The sequence below is a fragment of the Arenibacter sp. P308M17 genome (assembly GCF_003426735.1).
Lineage (GTDB): Bacteria > Bacteroidota > Bacteroidia > Flavobacteriales > Flavobacteriaceae > Arenibacter.
In genome coordinates this window covers 406,371-426,471 of record NZ_QVON01000005.1, presented here as the reverse complement: position 1 = coordinate 426,471, position 20,101 = coordinate 406,371, and the positions used below count along the sequence as shown (strand labels likewise).

General features: G+C 38.6%; 12 protein-coding genes and 1 pseudogene. 8 read left to right on the top strand and 5 right to left on the bottom strand.

The genetic code is table 11. The annotated features are described in order from the left end of the window. Positions 1-77: 77 nt before the first annotated feature. Complete coding sequence (locus tag D0S24_RS21140; RefSeq protein ID WP_117020566.1) at positions 78-302, top strand: hypothetical protein; 225 nt, start codon at positions 78-80, stop codon at positions 300-302. A 116-nt stretch (positions 303-418) separates the two neighbouring features. On the opposite strand, the gene D0S24_RS14405 is transcribed toward D0S24_RS21140, so the two are convergent. The 4 genes and pseudogenes from D0S24_RS14405 to D0S24_RS14390 form a co-directional block, all read right to left on the bottom strand. After that, the gene (locus tag D0S24_RS14405; protein WP_117020565.1) at positions 419-2,800 is read right to left on the bottom strand and encodes a polysaccharide biosynthesis tyrosine autokinase; all 2,382 of its coding nucleotides are present in this window, start codon (positions 2,798-2,800) and stop codon (positions 419-421) included. Positions 2,801-2,827: 27 nt separating this feature from the next. After that, positions 2,828-3,598, bottom strand: a complete 771-nt coding sequence (locus tag D0S24_RS14400; protein ID WP_117020564.1) for a polysaccharide biosynthesis/export family protein — start codon at positions 3,596-3,598, stop codon at positions 2,828-2,830. Between the two features lie 57 nt (positions 3,599-3,655). Next, positions 3,656-5,606, bottom strand: a pseudogene (locus tag D0S24_RS14395) (polysaccharide biosynthesis protein). Next, positions 5,603-6,694 carry an aminotransferase class I/II-fold pyridoxal phosphate-dependent enzyme gene (locus D0S24_RS14390; RefSeq protein WP_117020563.1) on the bottom strand — a complete coding sequence of 364 codons (1,092 nt, stop codon included), beginning with the start codon at positions 6,692-6,694 and terminating at the stop codon, positions 5,603-5,605. The pseudogene D0S24_RS14395 and the gene D0S24_RS14390 overlap by 4 nt, the downstream one beginning before the upstream one ends. A gap of 281 nt (positions 6,695-6,975) precedes the next feature. On the opposite strand from D0S24_RS14390, the gene D0S24_RS14385 reads away from it, so the two are divergent. The 4 genes from D0S24_RS14385 to D0S24_RS14370 all read left to right on the top strand — a co-directional run bounded on the left by D0S24_RS14385 (position 6,976) and on the right by D0S24_RS14370 (position 13,158). Beyond that, positions 6,976-8,373 carry a nucleotide sugar dehydrogenase gene (locus D0S24_RS14385; RefSeq protein ID WP_117020562.1) on the top strand — a complete coding sequence of 466 codons (1,398 nt, stop codon included), beginning with the start codon at positions 6,976-6,978 and terminating at the stop codon, positions 8,371-8,373. 145 nt (positions 8,374-8,518) lie between these two features. After that, on the top strand, positions 8,519-9,550 hold the full coding sequence (locus D0S24_RS14380; RefSeq protein WP_117020589.1) for an NAD-dependent epimerase: 1,032 nt from the start codon (positions 8,519-8,521) through the stop codon (positions 9,548-9,550). 632 nt (positions 9,551-10,182) lie between these two features. Next, positions 10,183-11,181, top strand: a complete 999-nt coding sequence (locus tag D0S24_RS14375) for an SDR family oxidoreductase (RefSeq protein WP_117020561.1) — start codon at positions 10,183-10,185, stop codon at positions 11,179-11,181. Positions 11,182-11,877: 696 nt separating this feature from the next. Beyond that, entirely contained in the window at positions 11,878-13,158 is a 1,281-nt protein-coding gene (locus tag D0S24_RS14370) for a nucleotide sugar dehydrogenase (protein ID WP_117020560.1), read from the top strand. A 197-nt stretch (positions 13,159-13,355) separates the two neighbouring features. Here D0S24_RS14370 and D0S24_RS14365 read toward each other — a convergent pair whose 3' ends face one another. Then, positions 13,356-14,447 carry an acyltransferase gene (locus D0S24_RS14365; RefSeq protein WP_147321464.1) on the bottom strand — a complete coding sequence of 364 codons (1,092 nt, stop codon included), beginning with the start codon at positions 14,445-14,447 and terminating at the stop codon, positions 13,356-13,358. 767 nt (positions 14,448-15,214) lie between these two features. Between D0S24_RS14365 and D0S24_RS14360 the strand changes: the two genes are divergently transcribed. The 3 genes from D0S24_RS14360 to D0S24_RS14350 all read left to right on the top strand — a co-directional run bounded on the left by D0S24_RS14360 (position 15,215) and on the right by D0S24_RS14350 (position 20,100). Beyond that, positions 15,215-16,912, top strand: a complete 1,698-nt coding sequence (locus tag D0S24_RS14360) for an Ig-like domain-containing protein (RefSeq protein WP_181938105.1) — start codon at positions 15,215-15,217, stop codon at positions 16,910-16,912. A 620-nt stretch (positions 16,913-17,532) separates the two neighbouring features. Beyond that, entirely contained in the window at positions 17,533-18,972 is a 1,440-nt protein-coding gene (locus D0S24_RS14355; protein WP_117020557.1) for a lipopolysaccharide biosynthesis protein, read from the top strand. An 18-nt stretch (positions 18,973-18,990) separates the two neighbouring features. Continuing rightward, positions 18,991-20,100, top strand: a complete 1,110-nt coding sequence (locus tag D0S24_RS14350) for a glycosyltransferase (RefSeq protein ID WP_117020556.1) — start codon at positions 18,991-18,993, stop codon at positions 20,098-20,100. Position 20,101 lies beyond the last annotated feature (1 nt).

Sequence of the window (20,101 nt, the reverse complement as noted above, 5' to 3'; positions counted from 1 at the left end):
ACAATCGGAAGGGAAAATACCCTATCCTTATTCGTTTAAACCCGAATGTTCATCGATAAAATACCGGAATTAAAATTATGAATGCCGTAAGCTTTCCCTTGTTCCAATACAGCGCAATGCTCCATCAACTTGACAGAAAAATACTACTCGTCAATGCTACAACCACTTTACAGGGCTTTACCCCAAACTCCGTGAAGAAATACCAAGCAAAATTTCATGAAAACAAAAAAGGGAAGGCCAAAACGCCCTCCCTTTATATATATCAAATAAGTCTTGGTACATGGGAAAATTCAATTCCTTAAGATTTTCCGCGAAACCTTGTTAAGACGTTTCTGCCATGCACTAAACAAATAAACTGTTATTTAAATTAAATTGGAGCAATTGGGCTTTAAGCAATTGCCCATCCAACATCTACCTTCTAAAATTTCCACCACTTTTTTTGACTCTTGCCATAGCCATAGCCATATTTGCCGCCATATCCCAAATTGGAAACCTTTACATCATTGACCACAAATGCAAGTCCTTTAATTTTACCGTCCTCCTGTAATTTCATAGGATATTGAACAGCTTTCCTTTCCGTAATATCCGCCCTGGTTACATAAATAAGGTGATTGGCATAATCACTGATCAAAAGAGTATCCGTAACCACCATCAGCGGTGCAGTATCAACAATTACATAGTCATATTTCGCCGAAACCTCCTCAAAAAGATCTTTAATACGTTTGCTCATCAGGAGTTCGGCCGGATTGGGAGGTATACGCCCCGAATATATTACGTCCAAGGTATCCTCAAAAACCAACATTGGATTAATTATATCGTTTACCTCCAAGGTCTTATCGTATAAGTATTCTGTAAGTCCAACATCCTTTTTCTTATTTTTACTTGGCATTCTATTAATCTCACTGGCCGTAAAAAAAGAGTACAATTTAGGATTTCGGACATCCGCCCCCAACAATAGCACCTTTTTATCGGTACTGGCTATGGTCAAGGCCAAATTAGTAGAAAGAAAGGACTTTCCTTCACCTGGTACACTGGAGGTTACAAAAATAATATTGTTCTTTCCGTTCTCTATACTTTTGGTCTTGATCAAGTAATCCAAATTGGTCCTAATTATCCGTAAGGATTCCGCAAGGACGGAGCGGTCTTCCCTAACAATTATTTTTTTGTCCTTCCTGGAAAGTCTGGGCAATTCCCCCAATACGGGAATATCCATGGATATTTTTTCCAAACTGTGCATATTGTGCAGTTTGTTATCCAAAAGATCCGACACGTAAATAAAGGCAAAGGGTATTAACCCTCCCAACATCAAAAAGGCCAAAAACACTACATTTCTTCGAGGTGAAATGGGAAAAGGCGTAGGATTAAAAGCATAATCTATAACCTTGGATTTGGGTGCCGTGGAAGCCACCGCAATTTGGGCTTCCTCCCTTTTTTGCAGTAAATACAGGTACAACTGCTCCGTAGTTTCCTGTTTCCTGGTGATATCCCTTAAGGCCCTCTCATTTTTGGGAGCGGAATAAATCTTGGAATTAAAGATGGCCTGTTGGTTGCTCAAAGCATTTACCTGTAAGCCCAAATTATCCACGGTACTGTTTAAGCTGGACTGCATATTTCTCTTTAAACCACGGATCTGTTGGTCCAAATTAACAATGACAGGGTTCTTTTCATTGGAACTTTTCAATAATCGGTTCCGTTCCAAAACCAGTTCGTTGTACTTGGAGGTAGTGCTGTTTATGGTAGGATCTGTTAAGCCCACATTTCCGGGAAGTACCTCAAAACCGTCCTGCTGTTCCACAATGTCCTTCATGGATGCCGCTATATTTAACTGGGTCCGCATATTGGCCAGTTCCTGTTGATTGGCTACCCCTACATTCAGATTAATATTGGCTTCCGAAGCAATATCCGTGACCCCCCTTCCTGTTTTAAAATCCTGTGCAGTCTGATCAACAGAGGAAAGATTGGTATATATCTCGGCAATTCTATCATCAATAAAATTGGAAGTCCTATCGGCGATCAACCTTTTATCCTCTATGGCATTCTTATTGTAGACCCTTATCAGTTCATCTATAATTTGCACAGCCTTTTCCTTTATTGGATCTTCCAAAGAAATATTCAAAATATTAGAAAATTGATCCAATAAATCGATTTTTATTCGTGTTCTATATGATTGCGCAACCAGATTCACTGGGTGAACTACTACCTTAATTTTGGCTTCCTTAAATCGATCAAAATTTTCCATATTGGGGGTTACCACAATATCCCCTATTGGAGTTGGGATATTGGTCCCGAACGACAATACCTTTACCGGCATATCTTCCTCTTCGGTATACCCAAAAGTGGTAGTAGATGATAATTGCAGGTAAAATTCAAAACTGGATTTATTGATAATGGAATCCGCAGCAATAAAATTTACCTTTACCGGCGGGTTGGTATAGAGTTCCGTTTCAATAATATGCCCCTGTGCCATTATCTTGGTATTAAGCCCCAATGATTTGACCACTTCAATAAAATTGGATCTGGAATTTATGAGCTCTATTTCATCCAAAACTTCGGTATTCCCATTGGAAAGAAGGTCCAAATCCTTAAACAATCCAAGGCCTGCCCCGGAACTGCCTTCATCTACAATTTGAATCTTGGCTTCTGCTATGTACTCCGGAATTTCATATCTAAGATAGACATACGCTATTACCAGTGAAAGAAATCCTGAAAGGACAAACCACTTCCAGTGTTTGGTATATAAACTTATTATTTCCTTTAAATCTGGGGTTTCCGTAGATTTATCTTGGGAGTTAAAACTCATTGGGCAAGGGGTAAAATAAATTATTATTTAATTTCTTGTTATAAAAAGTATGGTAGAGGTAATCACCAGTGATGCCAGGGAAATGGCTATAGTGGCCCTATTATCCAAACTGGAAGCCGTTACCGCGGACTGATTGGGTTCCACATAGACAACATCGTTCTGGGTCAAATAATACACAGGGGAATTCATAGCCTCTTTTTTGGTAAGATCTAAACGGGTATATACTTTGGTCCCGTCAAAATCACGGATTACCATTACATTCTTCCGCATTCCCTTAATGGTCAAATCCCCAGCTAGCCCCAACGCTTCCAATATGGTAATACGCTCGCCACTTACTGGATAGGTTCCAGGTCTTTGTACCTCACCCAAAATAGTGACCGTAAAATTCACCAACCTAATATTGATGATGGGATCCTTTAAATAATCCTTTAACCTTTCGCTTAAGAGCAGTCTCACCTCCTCGGGTGACAAACCGGATATTTTCAATTTTCCTATCACCGGAAAATTGATATTCCCTTCCTCATCGATTAAATAGTTTACTTCTTCTGCCCTGATCCCCCCTTCACTGGCCCCCTTGAACAAATTAAAGGGAACACTGGCCTCATTGTCCAAGGTAGAAACATTGATGCTCACCAGGTCATCTACCTTAAACTTTGGGGTAAAACTGTTCTTGTCCACCAAGGTTTCAAAACTACTGGCGTTCTGAAAATAGACTACTTCCTTTTTGGAAGCACAGGAAGATAATAATAGTGCAAAAACGATCAAAAGTTTAAACGGGCCAAAAAATTCTTTTTTCATGAATCCAGGTATATAAGGAATTGATTATTAAAATTTGTAATACAAGTATAGTAAATTTTACGGCTGTAAAATTTTCTTGATGGTTACATTTTCTGTTTTTTCTACTACTTTTTTAATTTCCTTTTCCTTGTCCAGCTTACAAAGCTCAGAATTATTGGAAACGTATTCAGGTACAATGGCCTTCATCAGTGACACCGGATTGCCATTAAAAAACATATTGGTTACGCACAACTCGTTGATCTTGGACCTAACCTCTTCAAAGTCGAATTCCCTGAACTTGCTGATCATAATTTTTTTATGATAGGTAGGCATAGTATTTTCTCCATTGGCCAATAGTTCCTCATATAATTTTTCACCGGGCCTAAGGCCTGTAATCTTAATATCTATGTCCTCCGGATATCGTAGCCCCGATAATTTGATCATATTCTTGGCCAAATTGAAGATCCTGACCGATTCGCCCATATCGAAAATAAAAATTTCACCTCCCTGTCCCATACCGCCAGCTTCCAATACCAATTGGGAGGCTTCGGGGATCGTCATAAAATATCGCGTTATATCCTTATGTGTTACGGTCAGCGGCCCTCCTTTTTCAATTTGCTTTTTAAACAATGGAATTACGGAGCCATTGGATCCCAATACGTTACCAAAACGGGTTGTGATAAATTTTGTCTTGTTTTGTTGCTGGGAACAACTAATGTACATTTCAGCTATTCTCTTGGTAGCCCCCATTACATTGGTGGGGTTGACCGCCTTATCGGTAGACACAAATATAAATTTGTCCACATTATTTTCCAGGGAAAGATCCACGATCACCTTGGTTCCCGCTACATTGATCTTAACGGCCTCATAGGCATTGTACTCCATTAAGGGTACATGTTTATAGGCAGCGGCATGGAACACCATATTGGGCCTATACTCCTGAAATATACCGGACATCCTAATTTTTATCCCTAATATCCCCTACAATGGGAATAAAATTATGGAACCCATTCTGAATCAACTCCTGCTGCAGGTCATATAGGGCCGATTCTGCCTGATCTATCACGATCAGTGATTTGTATTCATAATTCGCAATTTGTCTTACCAGCTCACTACCAATGGAACCTGCCCCGCCGGTAACCACGATTACCTTGTCCTTTAGTTCTTTGGAAATGCGGTTGTTCTTGATATTGATGGGGACCCTGTCCAACAAATCCTCGATTTGCACCTGTTTAATCTGGGAAAGCTTCAACTCCCCATTGATCCAATCCTCAATTGGGGGAACTATTTTTACCTGTACCGGAAAATCTACCAAACCTTCCACCAACTCCCTCAATTTACTATGTTCAATGTTTTGAATGGAAAATATAATTTCACTAATATCATTGGCTTTAATGAAATATTCGGACAATACTTCTGGGGCATAGACTTTTACGCCATTTATACTCTTGCCTACCTTTTCATAATCCTTATCTATATAGCCAACAACCCTTGAAACACTTCCCGAGTGACTGGACAGGGCATTTTGGGTAAGGACCCCAGACTCCCCTGCCCCATAGATAATAACCTTTTTAGTTATTTTAAACTGCTTCACTAAATTATAATAGGCATTCTTGAACATATACCTGGAAGCGGTCAAAGCAATAAAACTCAACAAGCTATGGATGATAATAATGGATAAGGGAACCGTAAAACCTTCCATAAAATCCATTTCCCTATTGAGTATGATCATAAAAATGGTAATGATACTGGCAAGACAGATGGCATTGAAAATATTGTAGACATCCCTTACCCCTGTATGACGGACCACTCCTTTGTAGGAACCGGTAACCAAGAAAGCAACCAACGAAATAAGGATTATTATGGGCAGTTGCATCACCAACTTGCTAATATCAAAATCCAGCGTTAGATTAAACCTAATAAGATAGGACAATATAAATGTAATGGCCACCAAGATCAAATCTATGGCCAACACAATCCATTTTGAGGTATACTTTTGTACCCTGCTGGTTAAGTAATTATGTATCATTGGGTCAATACTTTTAAAATTGTTTCTATTACTCTATCTAGATCTTCATACTCCAAATTGGAACCGCTGGGCAAACAAAGTCCCCTTTGGAACAAATCGTCCGAAGTACCGTCCACATAATTTTTACAGTGTATAAAAACCGGTTGAAGGTGCATTGGTTTCCACAAAGGTCTGGACTCTATATCCTCTTCCAATAGCGCCAACCTTATTTTTTCACGAATATCGTAGGAAGGCAGCAATATACAGCTCAACCATCGGTTGGATTTTAGGCCTTTTGGTTCGTCCAAAAATTCTATTTCGGATCGTTGTGCCAACTTGGACTTATAATAGTCAAAATTGCTCCTCCTGGCATTCACCCTATCTTGAATTACCTCCATTTGTCCCCTACCTATTCCGGCAAGTACATTGCTCATTCGATAATTGTAGCCAATATGGGTATGTTCATAATGAGGGGCATTGTCACGGGCCTGGGTTGCCAGAAAAACGGCTTTCTTTTTTAATTCCCCATCCTTGGTGACCAAGGCACCGCCACCGGAGGTCGTAATAATCTTATTGCCGTTAAAGGACAATATGCCAATGGTTCCAAAACTGCTACAGGGCATATTCCTATAGGTACTGCCCAAGGCCTCCGCACTATCCTCTATAACAGGAATATCGTAACTGGCGGCAATTTCATTTATCTCAACCACCTTATAGGGCATACCGTACAAATGCACCGCTATAATGGCCTTTGGCTTTTTTCCATTTGCCAAGCTATCCTTAATGGCCTTTTCCAATAAAATAGGGGAAATATTCCAAGTCTCCCTCTCGCTATCCACAAATATAGGATTAGCGCCCAAATAGGTTATGGGATTGGCAGATGCGGAAAAAGTAAAGGACTGACAAATAACATCGTCTCCATGGCTTACTCCAAGAAGTTCCAGTGCCAAATGAATGGCCGCAGTACCGGAGCTTAGGGCCGCCACTTCTACGGAATTGCCCAAATAATCTTCTATAGATTGCTCAAAGGCATTTACATTGGGCCCCAATGGAGCAATCCAATTGGTATTGAAGGCCTCCTGAACATAATTTTGTTCGTTACCGCCCATATGCGGCGAGGAAAGCCAGATTTTAGTTTTAGTTATCAAAACTTGGGGTTATTTAATAATTTCATGGTAAAATTAGCTATACTTTTGGGTACATTATCATAATCCCTCAATAATTCGTTCAAGATTGAATAATCTCGATTAAATACTCCCTCAATAGAATTTTCCGAAGCTTTATCGAGACTTCCGAACAATTCATCTATAAAGATACGCTTAGACCAGTAAAAAGTCTAGGCCATTTGAATTAATTTTTAATCTTTGCAGTAAATAATTATCCTATAATAATGAAGAAAGTTACCAAGATTTGTTGCATCGGGGCCGGATATGTTGGCGGACCCACCATGTCCGTCATTGCCAGCCAATGTCCAGAAATAAAAGTTACCGTTGTGGATATAAATGCAGAACGTATTGACCAATGGAACGATTCCAATTTGGATAATTTACCGGTCTACGAGCCCGGTCTTAGTGAAATTGTTGGTGCCACAAGGGGCAAGAACCTATTTTTTAGCACGGATGTGGACAAGGCCATTGACGAAGCTGAAATCATATTTATATCCGTTAATACCCCTACCAAAACCTATGGCAAGGGCAAAGGGCAGGCAGCCGACCTGAAATATATTGAACTGTGTGCCAGGAATATTGCCCGGGTAGCCAAAAATGATAAGATAGTAGTAGAAAAATCCACTCTTCCGGTAAGAACGGCAAGTGCCATTAAAAGTATTTTGGACAATACCGGGAACGGGGTTGCATTTGAAATCCTTTCCAATCCAGAATTTCTGGCAGAAGGTACCGCCATAGAAGACCTATTGAATGCCGATCGCGTATTGATAGGCGGCGATGAGACCCCTACCGGAAAAGCGGCCAAGGACACCCTAAGCGCCATTTACGAACATTGGCTTCCCAAAGAACGTATCTTACAGACCAATGTATGGTCTTCGGAACTATCCAAATTGGTGGCCAATGCCTTTTTGGCACAACGGGTCTCCTCCATAAACTCAATTTCGGCGCTTTGTGAGAGAACCGATGCCAACGTTGCCGAGGTCTCCAAGGCAATAGGATACGACAGCAGGATAGGGTCCAAATTCCTGAATTCATCCGTTGGTTTTGGTGGTTCCTGTTTTCAGAAAGACATACTGAACCTGGTGTATATTGCCAGTAGTTTTGGCCTTCAGGAAGTGGCCGATTATTGGGAGCAGGTAATTATTATGAACGATTACCAGAAAAGACGTTTTGCCGAAAATATTATTTCCTCCCTGTACAATACCGTTTCGGGCAAAAAAATAGTGTTCTATGGTTGGGCCTTTAAAAAGGACACCAATGATACCAGGGAATCCGCAGCCATTTACGTTGCCGATGCACTCTTGGAGGAAAGAGCTGAAATAGTGGTTTATGATCCAAAGGTTTCCGAAAAACAAATTTATGCGGACCTGGATTATTTAAACAGCAGGACACCCGAAGAAAACCGAAGATTACTAAAAGTGACCAAGCAACCCATTGATGCCATAAAGGATGCCCATGCCATAGCTATATTGACCGAATGGGACGAGTTTAAAACCTTTGATTGGCCGCAGATTTTCAATAAGATGTTAAAACCCGCATTTATTTTTGATGGACGAAGGCTTTTGAATAAGGAGGATATGGGCAAACTAGGGTTTAATTACTATAAGATCGGGGAATCTTAGGAAGCTCTTAACAACGAATTGGATTGGGCAATGCGGCAGGGCCCTTATAAAAGTATAGGGCTCCGAAACCAAATCCTTATCGAACAATAAGTTTCTCCCTACCCTATTGGCAAATTTTCCGATATTTGTAAAAAAACAACAACTTTTGAAAATACTGGTTACCGGTTCCGCAGGTTTTATTGGTTTTCACGTTACCCGAACTTTATTGGGCAAGGGGCATCAAGTAGTTGGGATCGACAATATTAACCAGTACTATGATATTGGATTAAAATTTGCGCGCCTCCAAGAATTAGGGATAACCAAGGATAAGGCATCCCATTTAGATCTGGGTTGTACCGGCGAGTTATATGGGGATCAGTTCCGGTTTATCCGTTTGGATATTACAGATCGGGAAAATCTTTCCAAAATTTTCGAAATCGAAAAATTTGACAAGGTCTGTCATTTGGCCGCCCAGGCCGGCGTGCGTTACAGTATAGAAAACCCTGAGGTTTATATAGATTCCAATGTGGTTGGTTATGCCAATATTTTGGAATGTTGCAGGCATCATTCCGTCCAGCATTTTATTTACGCCAGTAGTTCCAGTGTGTATGGTCTTAACAAGAAAATCCCTTTTCATGAAGATGATCGAGTAGACCGACCTATAAGTCTTTACGCCGCTACAAAAAAGAGTAACGAACTAATGGCCCATACCTACAGCCATCTATATAAAATACCAACTACGGGGCTCCGTTTTTTTACGGTCTACGGGCCTTGGGGAAGACCTGATATGGCACTTTTTCTCTTTACCGAGGCCATTTTAAAAGGAAAGCCCATCAATGTCTTCAACAAGGGGGAAATGGAACGCGATTTCACCCATATAAATGACATCACCATGGGAATCACAAGCGTAATTGAAAAAATATTGCCGGAGCCAACAGATCCAGAGGAATTGTACAAGATCTACAATATAGGAAACAACAAATCTGTCAAATTGTTGGATTTTATTATGGAAATTGAAAAGAACCTGGGCAAAAGCGCCACCAAGGTAATGTTGCCCATACAACCCGGAGATGTACAAAAAACTTGGGCCAACATAGATCGGCTTGTTCAGGACTACAACTATAAACCTTCGACCAGTATAGGGGATGGGGTTAAATCCTTTACCGATTGGTACTGTGAATATTACGGTATCGGGTAGTGGCCACTGGCGTTTATGGCACTTTAAAACAATAATGAAATTTAAATCAATGCTATGGAGTATTCTTTTTCACACCCTTTAGGGATGGGGAAAACGGAAAAGAACAACTATCTTCGCTTTGCGTTTGGTCCCAATAGATCGGGAGGGGCAAAACGGATTTTCCGGGATACCTTGTTGAGATTTTTTTAATGTGCTAAAAACAAAATATCAAAAACGATTCCTTGCCCCGGCCCTAAAGCCCGCCTGTCCGCCCGTTCCGGTACGGACGGGAACGAAGTAGTCGGGCAAGGGAGGGAATCGTTTTACCGATAACTATGAAACAGCAATCGATAATGGAGTGTTCTTTTCCGCACCCTTTAGTCCCGATAGCTATCGGGAGGGGAAAACGGATTTTCCGGGAAACCTTGTTGAGATTTTTTTAATGTGCTAAAAACAAAATATCAAAAACGATTCCTTGCCCCGGCCCTAAAGGGAGGGAATCGTTTTACCGATAACTATGAAACGGCAATCAATACTATGGAGTGTTCTTTTTCGCACCCTTTAGTCCCGATAGCTATCGGGAGGGGAAAACGGATTTTCCGGGAAACCTTTTTAGGACGGTTTTTGCCTTGAACTAAAAAAGATATAAAAGTATGACCAACAAAGAACTATTGTTCCCTAAAGATCAGGCTGTACTGGTAACGGGCGGTGCAGGATTCATTGGCTCCAATCTGTGTGAATTTCTCCTGCAAAATGGCAATAAAGTGGTCTGTTTGGATAATTTTGCCACAGGGAAAATAGAAAACATTTCCCATCTCTTGGACTATGATAATTTTCAACTTATTGAAGGCGATATCAGAAACCTGGAAGACTGCACCAAGGCATGCCGTTCTGTAGATTATGTACTGCACCAAGCCGCATTGGGATCGGTACCCAGATCCATACAAGACCCCATAACCAGCAATGAAGTCAATGTAAGCGGATTTTTGAATATGTTGGTTGCCGCCAGGGACTCCGACATAAAACGTTTTGTCTATGCCGCAAGTTCCTCTACCTATGGGGACTCCCAGGGGCTGCCGAAAATTGAGGACGTTATAGGCAAACCCCTGTCGCCATACGCCATTACCAAATACGTAAATGAACTGTATGCGGATATATTTTCCAAAACCTATGGTATGGAAACCATAGGGCTTCGGTATTTTAATGTGTTCGGGAGAAAACAGGATCCCAATGGGGCCTATGCCGCCGTTATTCCCAAATTCGTAATGCAATTAATGAAACACGAATCCCCAAATATTAATGGGGATGGAACCTATAGTCGTGATTTCACCTATATAGATAATGTGGTACAAGCTAATATTAAAGCACTGTCCACAAATAACATCAAGGCTATAAATACAGTGTACAATGTTGCCTTTGGGAAACGTACCACCCTAAATGAACTGGTATCTCTTCTAAAGGAATATCTTTCAGATTATGATCCGGCAATTAAGGACATCCCCATCAGTTACGGATCATTACGAGCCGGAGATGTCCCTCACTCATTAGCATCTATTGAGAAAATAAAAACTTTGTTGGGGTACGACCCAAAATTTAATATTGAAGCCGGTCTAAAAGAAGCCGTATCCTGGTATTGGCATCATTTAAAATAGACCATGACATGGGCAATGAACAATTAACAATTAACAATTAACAATTAACAATAAGCTATAGATACTAGAGTTGAGATGCTGGATGCTGGATGCTGGATGCTGGATGCTGGATGCTGGATGCTGGATGCTAGAAGTTAGAATTGAGATGCTAGATATTAGATGTTAGAAACTTTTAATATTTCAACTTTGTAACTTTGAACTTTCAACCTTGAACCTTGAACTTTCTTTCTGCCTACTGTAAGATACCAACTGCCCCGACCCTAAAGCCCGCCTGTCCGCCCGTTTCGGTACGGACGGGAACGAAGTAGTCGGGCAGGCGAGAAATAGAGGAAAATCAGGCTCCCCTGCCTACCGGACTGGCAGGCTTTAGAGAGGGGCAAAACGGATTTTCAGAGAAATCTTGTCAAGATTTTTTTTAATGTGCTAAAAACAAAATGTCTAAAACGATTCCTTGCCCCGGCCCTAAAGGGAGGGAATCGTTTTACCGATAATTAGGAAACGGCAACCAATACTATGGGGTGTTCTTTTTCGCACCCTTTAGTCCCGATTGATATCGGGAGGGCAAAACGGATTTTCAGAGAAATCTTGTTGGGACCATTTTGTCATGGTCTAAACCTTTCACTAGATAATTCAACGGACTTATTGCGATGGCATCTCCTTATATTGTACTTTTGGAGGATAGTAAATACGTATTGAATGAACCAGAATAAGATTGCTATAATAGGCCTGGGCTATGTAGGCCTCCCTTTGGCACATTTATTCGCAACAAAATATCCCGTGGTAGGATTTGACATTAATACGTTGCGGATACAGGAGTTGCGCAAGGGCATGGACCATACCTTGGAAGTGGCCTATAAGGCACTGACAAAAGTAACCAAGGAATTACCCGATGAAAACATAGGACTTTTTTGTACGGACCAGATAGCAGATATAAAAAAGTGCAACTATTATATCGTCACCGTACCCACCCCTGTGGATACTGCCAACAAACCAGATTTAACGGCATTGTACAAATCCAGCGAAACCATAGGAAAGGTCATAAAAAAAGGAGATATCGTCATCTTCGAATCTACCGTATACCCTGGTGCTACCGAAGAAGAATGTATCCCTATTATTGAAAGTATAAGCGGATTAACATACAACCAGGATTTTTTTGCAGGCTATTCCCCGGAAAGAATTAACCCGGGCGACAAGGAGCACACTGTGGATAAAATACTAAAAGTGACCTCCGGTTCTACCCCGGAAGTGGGAATTAAGGTAGACCGGTTATATAAATCCGTTATTACGGCCGGCACCTATTTGGCCCCCAGTATCCGGGTGGCCGAAGCTGCCAAAGTCATTGAAAATTCGCAACGGGACATCAATATTGCCTTTGTGAACGAATTGGCCAAAATTTTTAATCTATTGGGAATAGACACCCAGGAAGTTTTAAAGGCGGCGGCTACCAAATGGAATTTCCTGCCCTTTAGCCCGGGCCTTGTAGGGGGCCATTGCATTGGGGTAGATCCTTATTACTTGGCCCAAAAGGCCCAGGAGTACGGTTATCATCCGGAAATAATTTTGGCAGGACGAAGAATGAACGACAGTATGGGCAATTACGTTGCGGCCGAGGTGGTAAAGCTAATGGTACAAAACGACATTAAGGTGAAAGGGGCCCATATTTTGGTCCTGGGCATCACCTTTAAGGAAAATTGTCCCGATGTACGCAATACAAAAGCCGTGGACGTAATCAACAACTTAAGCAGCTATGGCACCAATATTGATATTTTTGACCCCTGGGCCTCCCAAAAGGAAGTGGAACACGAATACAACTTAGTCACAACGCGACAGTTGCCCGAAAAAAAATATGACGGGGTTGTTCTAACTGTGGCCCATAATCAATTTCTAGGCATTGACTTCAAATCAATACTAAATTCCAATGGAATTATTTACGATGTTAAAGGGGTTTTGGGGAAGGATATTCATGGCCGGTTGTAATGTGGTGATTAAATTTATTGGAATTGAGATATGAGATACTAGCATTGAGATTCTAGAATTGAGATTCTAGATACTGGATGCTGGATGCTGGATACTAGATGCTAGATGCTAGATACTAGATACTAGAATTTAGATATTTTAGACTTGTCTTTGAACTTTCAACTTTGAACCCTGGAGCGGCCTACTGCTACTCTACCCTAGTATCCGGTAATATATACCGCGTATTTTGGGAATAACTTTTTCATTATAAGAGCCAAAAGTATACTACTAATAACTATAATGCCCCATACTAAAAAGTAAGCGGGCCAATTATATCCAACTTTAACTTCAAACTCCGATTTTAAAAAGGTTAAGGCATATAATACATAGGAATGTATAAAATAAATTCCAAAACTCGTTGAGGCCAAAAGGATAATAAACGTATTTTTATAATGCTCGTATTGGTATAGAAAGACCATAAAAAAAATACATAAAAACGATTTTTGCAAAAGAATCAAATCAATACCATCGTAAACAAAAGGTAGTTTTTGATAATTACTGTGCCTCCCTAAAAGTGCCTGAACAATTGCCAACACCAATGCCGTTGCCAAAAACAAAAATTCCTTCCCGCTTAATCTGCTATAAATTAGAGCTTTGTTCATTGAGCATAGGATACCCAATAAATATGCAGGAGTAAAATAAAAAACAGATTGCAAGATGGCCAGGTTATTTACCGGTCTATGGATAAGAATCGCAACCATAAAACAGACGCCAACAACAATCAATTGATTTTTTAGCTTGGCTTCTATAAACTTGATATGTAAGGGGTACATTAGAAAAAGGCAAATTGCAAAGGGAATATACCAGTAGGCTACCAAATGGGCCCCAGTGATATAGTACAGCAGGGCAGGAAGAATATAATCGTACACAACGCCTCCTTCTTCCACCAAGGGCAAATAAGCATTCCAGTATTTGGGTTCCGATTTGATTTTAATTAAAATGGGTACAACGGAGAGAACGGTATAGGGTATTAACAATCGTTTTACTTTCGACTTGAAAAAACTATCCGTTTTAAGCTTCCTATAGAAAATATGATGAAATAGAAATCCAGAAATAAAAATAAAATGAATGGTACTACCTGCTATAAGGTTTGCAAATACTCTTTCTATTGCGGTATCTATTTGTACCCCGGAAATAGAATAACAATGTGCTAAAACTATTAATAATATGGCAATTCCCCTATACGTGTTAATCGAGTTCAGGTACATTTTAATGAATTCGGGCACTACAGGCATTGTGTTGCGTAACACCAATCAATTAATTAAGGAAGCGAATATACATATTAGATGCGCTTACCACAAGTTTTCAATAAAACTACTGTATTGCTAACCCTAATTTAATCTCCCCACGTCCTGTCTTTTTTATTTGGCCATTGTTAATAACGGATCCCTACTCTTGCTAGGCTTTAAAATATTGTTGCCTCCCAAGAATTTTTACTGGAGTATCTCTTTTCACTCCCCCTTTGGAACACTCACAAAACTAAACTATATACTAGAATTGAGATATTTGATGTCTAAACCTTCTACTTTATAACTTTAAACTTTCTTCCTGCCTACTGCCCTCTGGTACTGCCTACTGTCAATGGCCCTAAAGTGAAAAATAGAGAAAAATAATGCTCCCTTAAGTCCTAATCTATCGGAAGGGGCTAAACGGATTTTCCGAGAAACCTAGTTATTAAGATTTTTGTGAAGTATGCAACAATACCAGCAAAAAAAAATCTTATGGTTAATAATTAAAAAGTCATATCCAAATGTTAAAAAAATGGGCATTTTATTAATATAAACAGGGGCAAATCATAAAGAAATGGGTATTTCATCGAATAACCTTAAGCCAAACATCCAAACCCGTAAAAACCATCGTAAAACCACCATTGCATTCAAATTGTGCAGTTCATCGAAAATAGCTAGTCCTTTACCGATGATATGAAAAAAATAAATAATATTTGTAAAACCCAAATGATTATCATTTAAACAAAAGTCTTTAACTTATGACATTTCGCCCCTCAAATCTTTACAAAGTGACCCTACTTTGCTTTGTCTTTTTTTCGATTATTTCCTGCAACAAAGATTCCGATCTTTTGGCGGAGTATGTAATAGAACAGCCCCAAGCCTTTATGGTCAACGATGTAGTAGTGACCTTGGCCAATAACCCAATTGTAATTGATCCCCTAAGCAACGATACTTTTGAAGAACCGGAAAAAGTAACCGTTACCGAAGTTACCCCTCCTAAAATGGGTACAGCAGAGGTTCAAGAGGACAATACCGTGGTATACACCCCAGATACCGATAAAACGGGTACCGACGAGTTTGATTATACTACTACTGTTACCAATGAGGACGATACGGTTACCACAGAAACAGGAAGCATAACGGTTACGGTTACCCCTACGGATAAAACTTCACCCATAACCGGAGATAATGTTTATTACGTAACCACTACGGGCAAGAGTTCCAATAATGGAGGTACGGAAGCCTCGGCATGGAGTATTCAGCATGCCTTCTCTGCCGCAAAAGCAGGGGATGTAGTTTATATTAAAGCAGGGAATTATGGGGCTCTAAATTTAACCTCCTCCAATTCTGGAACCGCAAGCAACCCCATTAAATTTATTGGTTACACTAAAAATCCCGGGGATTTGGTAAGCAACAATGGTTCCACCTTTAATTACGGCGACAAATTGGACGCTAACAAAATGCCCCTTTTTAGTGGGCAGTTAGGAAAAACTGCAATAACCGTTCAAAATAATTATTTCCAACTTGAAAACATACAAATATCCAAGTATGGTACGGCAATCATGTCAAACGGTAAACATGTAACTCTAAGGAACATAATAGCCACTCAGTTAGGAACTCAAACAGATTACAACGCCTATGATGGTAGAGGTCTTATGATTACCGGGGATAATTCATTAATTGAAAATGTTTTTGTACTTAATGCAACCGCTGAAGCCATTAAACTTTATGGTTCTAACTACTCTAGAGTAAATTATTGTGAAGTAAGGGCAGACAACCCTAGTAACCCAACTGACTATTATTTTTTGTTAACAGGTGGTACAAACAATTCAATCATTGAAAACTCTTATGCGGAGCGTACTTTAGGCTTAAGGCATGGTGGTCATGGGTTTGATATGAAGGATCAAGCCGAGTACAATACCTTTAAAAATTGTACTGCAAAATATACATCTTTCGAATTTAATTTTGCAGGAGTTAGGTATAATACAATTGAAAGTTGCACAATATTTGGCGCAAGTACTGATCCTAAAGATTGGCATGCTAATTTAGTGATTTTTAATGGCGCTAATAATAATTTGATAAAGGATATGTTGATTCAAGATACCTGGTCCGCTATAAGTTGGGCAGACGATGATGACGGCTATGTTGGACCAGGTGGTGATAGAGATGAGGTGAGTTGTGGTTATGACAATACTTTTGAAGGAATAACGATTAAAAATACAAACAGGATATTGAATGTTGGAGGAGGAACTAACTATACGGCGGCGGCCAAAAGAAACACTTTTCTTAATTGTGACTTTTCTGATTTTGATTCTGTGGCAGTCACATATTATCCTACTGAAGACATTGAGTTTAAAAATTGTAAATTCACCAACGGAAATAAATTAATTACAGAAGCAGGGGGTCTTTATGCTCCATACAGTAAAGCTAATATAGCTTTTAACAACTGTACTTGGTTTGATGTTCGTTTTACTCCCGTGAACTAAATTATTTTTTTAATTTATATTAAAAAGGCCCTTATTAATAAAGTAAGTGGCCTTTTTTTATGATATGTTTATTCTTACAAAAGATTTACACGACAAAAATCATAAAAACATTACACTTTTACCTATATCCAGTAATACATTATATCTCATGGGTAATAAAGGATATCAGCTATAATAAAACATAACGTTCTTATTGTACGATCAGTGGTGTGATGGCTTTGCGCGTTGGACCTAGCTGCCATTGGTTATACAACATGTTGGGTTCAGTTTTTGTTTTTTCCAGTCCCTTGCAATATAGGGAAAAAACCTAGTTTGGTCGGCTTTTCCCATACCTCGGTCAAAAGGTAGCGGACATATTTTTAAACTAGTAAACTGTTCACATAGAATCTATTTTAGGAACTGTTACCTAGAGATGATGTTTTATATGTATAATAGAAGAATTTTCATATTATAAAGGAATTCCAAACAACATTTTAGATATAATATAACTTTTATCGTCAAAATCTACTCTTTAGGTTAGCAATTAGTAAATTGGCCCACTATTATAGATATTTGACCATTATTGAATTAAATTTTTTAAGAACACCATTGAACGTTCTTATAATTATGAGTTTTATTATATGAGTCTAGGTGCCAAAATGTTTAAAGGAATGGTCTGGAGTGCTGCCGAACGGTTTTCCGTGCAGGCTGTCCAATTTATAATAGGTATAATACTGGCTCGTATACTAACTCCTAAAGAATATGGGATTATTGGAATTCTACTAGTTTTTATAGCAGTGTCAGATGTCTTTATAGATAGCGGATTCTCTACAGCTTTAATTCAAAAGCAAAAAAGAACTAAAATAGACATATCAACTGTCTTCTGGTTTAATATATTTATAAGTTTACTATGTTATGTTGTCCTATGGATACTAGCCCCTTATATACAACAATTTTATGATTTAGAGCAACTCTCAATCCTATTACGGGTACTGTCACTTTCTTTAATCATAAATGCACTGTTCACTATTCCCATGACATTGCTAACTATTGAACTGGATTTTAAAACTATCTCGTTAATCACCTTAATAGCATCAATATTTTCTGGAATTGTAGCGGTTTATTATGCCTACGATGGTTATGGTGTATGGGCATTGGTTATCCAAATCATGACTCGTTCTGTATTAACGGCCATTCTAACCTGGGTAATGATCAAATGGAGACCTATTCTTATTTTCTCGAAGAATTCATTTAAAGAATTATTTTCTTATGGCTCCAAACTTTTGGCATCTTCTCTTTTAGGTACCGCGGTTAATAATTTCTATGCGCTTTTTATTGCCAAGTTCATAAGTACTAAGGATTTGGGTTTTTACACCCGGGGAACCCAATTTTCAGATGTGGTTTTCGGTATTTTAAGCTCCATATTAGACAGCGTATTACTTCCTGGCCTTTCTACCATACAGGAAGAAAGGGATAAATTAGTTTCTTATACAAGAAGTATTTTGAAAGCAACCGCTTTAATAATTATTCCAATATTCCTATATCTTACCATTATTGCAGAGCCACTAATTAAGGTTTTAATAACCGAAAAATGGATGCCAGCTGTGCCTATTATGCAAATTTTCTGTATAGCTAGACTCATCACTATTCTTTCAGGTATTAATGTTAATCTATTATATGTTATTGGAAGAACAGATTTGGCCCTAAAACAACAATACAGTAAGATCGCGATAAGGGTAATATTCTTTGTCATTGCCCTTAAATTTGGAATATTTTACATAGCTCTTGCTGAATTAATTTCAACCGCCTGTCATTTTTTTATAAATACATATTATCCTGGAAAAATAATGTCTTACGGTGCATTTTCTCAATTGAAAGATATATTACCCATAATATTATCTGGATTGATAATGGCATTAATGGTATTTGTATTAAACTATTTTATAACCAGTGACGTTTTAAAATTATGCTTATCACCTATATTTGCGATTATTACCTATTTTATCTGTATATATTTCTTCAAGGTTAAAGAGCTCAATATTTTAATTATGGCATCCAAAAAATTTATAGGAAAATCATAATTACTAAACAATTAATTAATGAAAAATAATATATGCTGCATTTTCAATCTTGCCCCTCATTATAGAGCCCCAATTTTCAAGTTAATGGATAAGGAACTTAATTGTCATTTCTATTTTGGGGATAGGGTTGATACCGCCATAGAATTAATGGACTATGGGGATCTACAGGGGTTCCAGAAAATTAGTAAAAACTTAAAAATCCCAAAGACAGGATTTGAATGGCAAAAAGGGGTTTGGCAGCTTATTTTTAAACCTTATAAACATTATATCATAACCGGTACACCAGGATCTCTGTCTAATTGGTTACTGGTCTTACTTGCCATTCCAATGGGAAAAAGGGTGTATGCCTGGACCCATGGGATGACCGGTAATTCATCCCCTGCAGGGAAATTTATTGAAAAAAATTTTTACCGTCTTTGTTTTAAGATTCTTCTTTATGGAGAATTCTCCAAAAACATTATGATTACTGAAGGATTTAATGAAAAAAAATTAATCCCTATTTACAATTCATTGGACTATAACAATCAAGTACAAATTCGAAATAAATTAAAAGCTTCCAATATATATGTTAATTATTTTAAAAATAGTGCCCCTGTTATAGTATATGTTGGAAGAATTCAGAAAAGAAAAAAATTAGATCTCTTGCTTCAAGCCTTAACAGACTTGAACATGGATGGAACATCATGTAATCTAACCATCATTGGGTCTGATGTAGAAAACAATGAAATTCCTAAGTTAATTTCTAATTTAAATATAGAAAATAAAGTATGGTTATATGGACCATGTTATGACGAAAATATCATTGGCGAATTCCTATTCAATGCTGAGGTCTGTGTATCACCTGGACCAATAGGGTTAACTTCCCTACATGCCCTTACCTATGGTTGCCCTGTAATTACCAATAATGATTTTAAATCCCAAATGCCAGAATACGAAGCAATTATTGAACATGAAAATGGGGCCTTTTTTGAATTGGATAATATTCTAAGTTTGAAGGATACTATAAGGTCTTGGATTAATTTAAATAATAGTGAAAGGGATAGGGTTAGAAAAAATGCTTATAAAATTATTGATGAAAAATATAATCCGAACTATCAACTAAACGTTTTAAAAAAAATACTAAACTAAT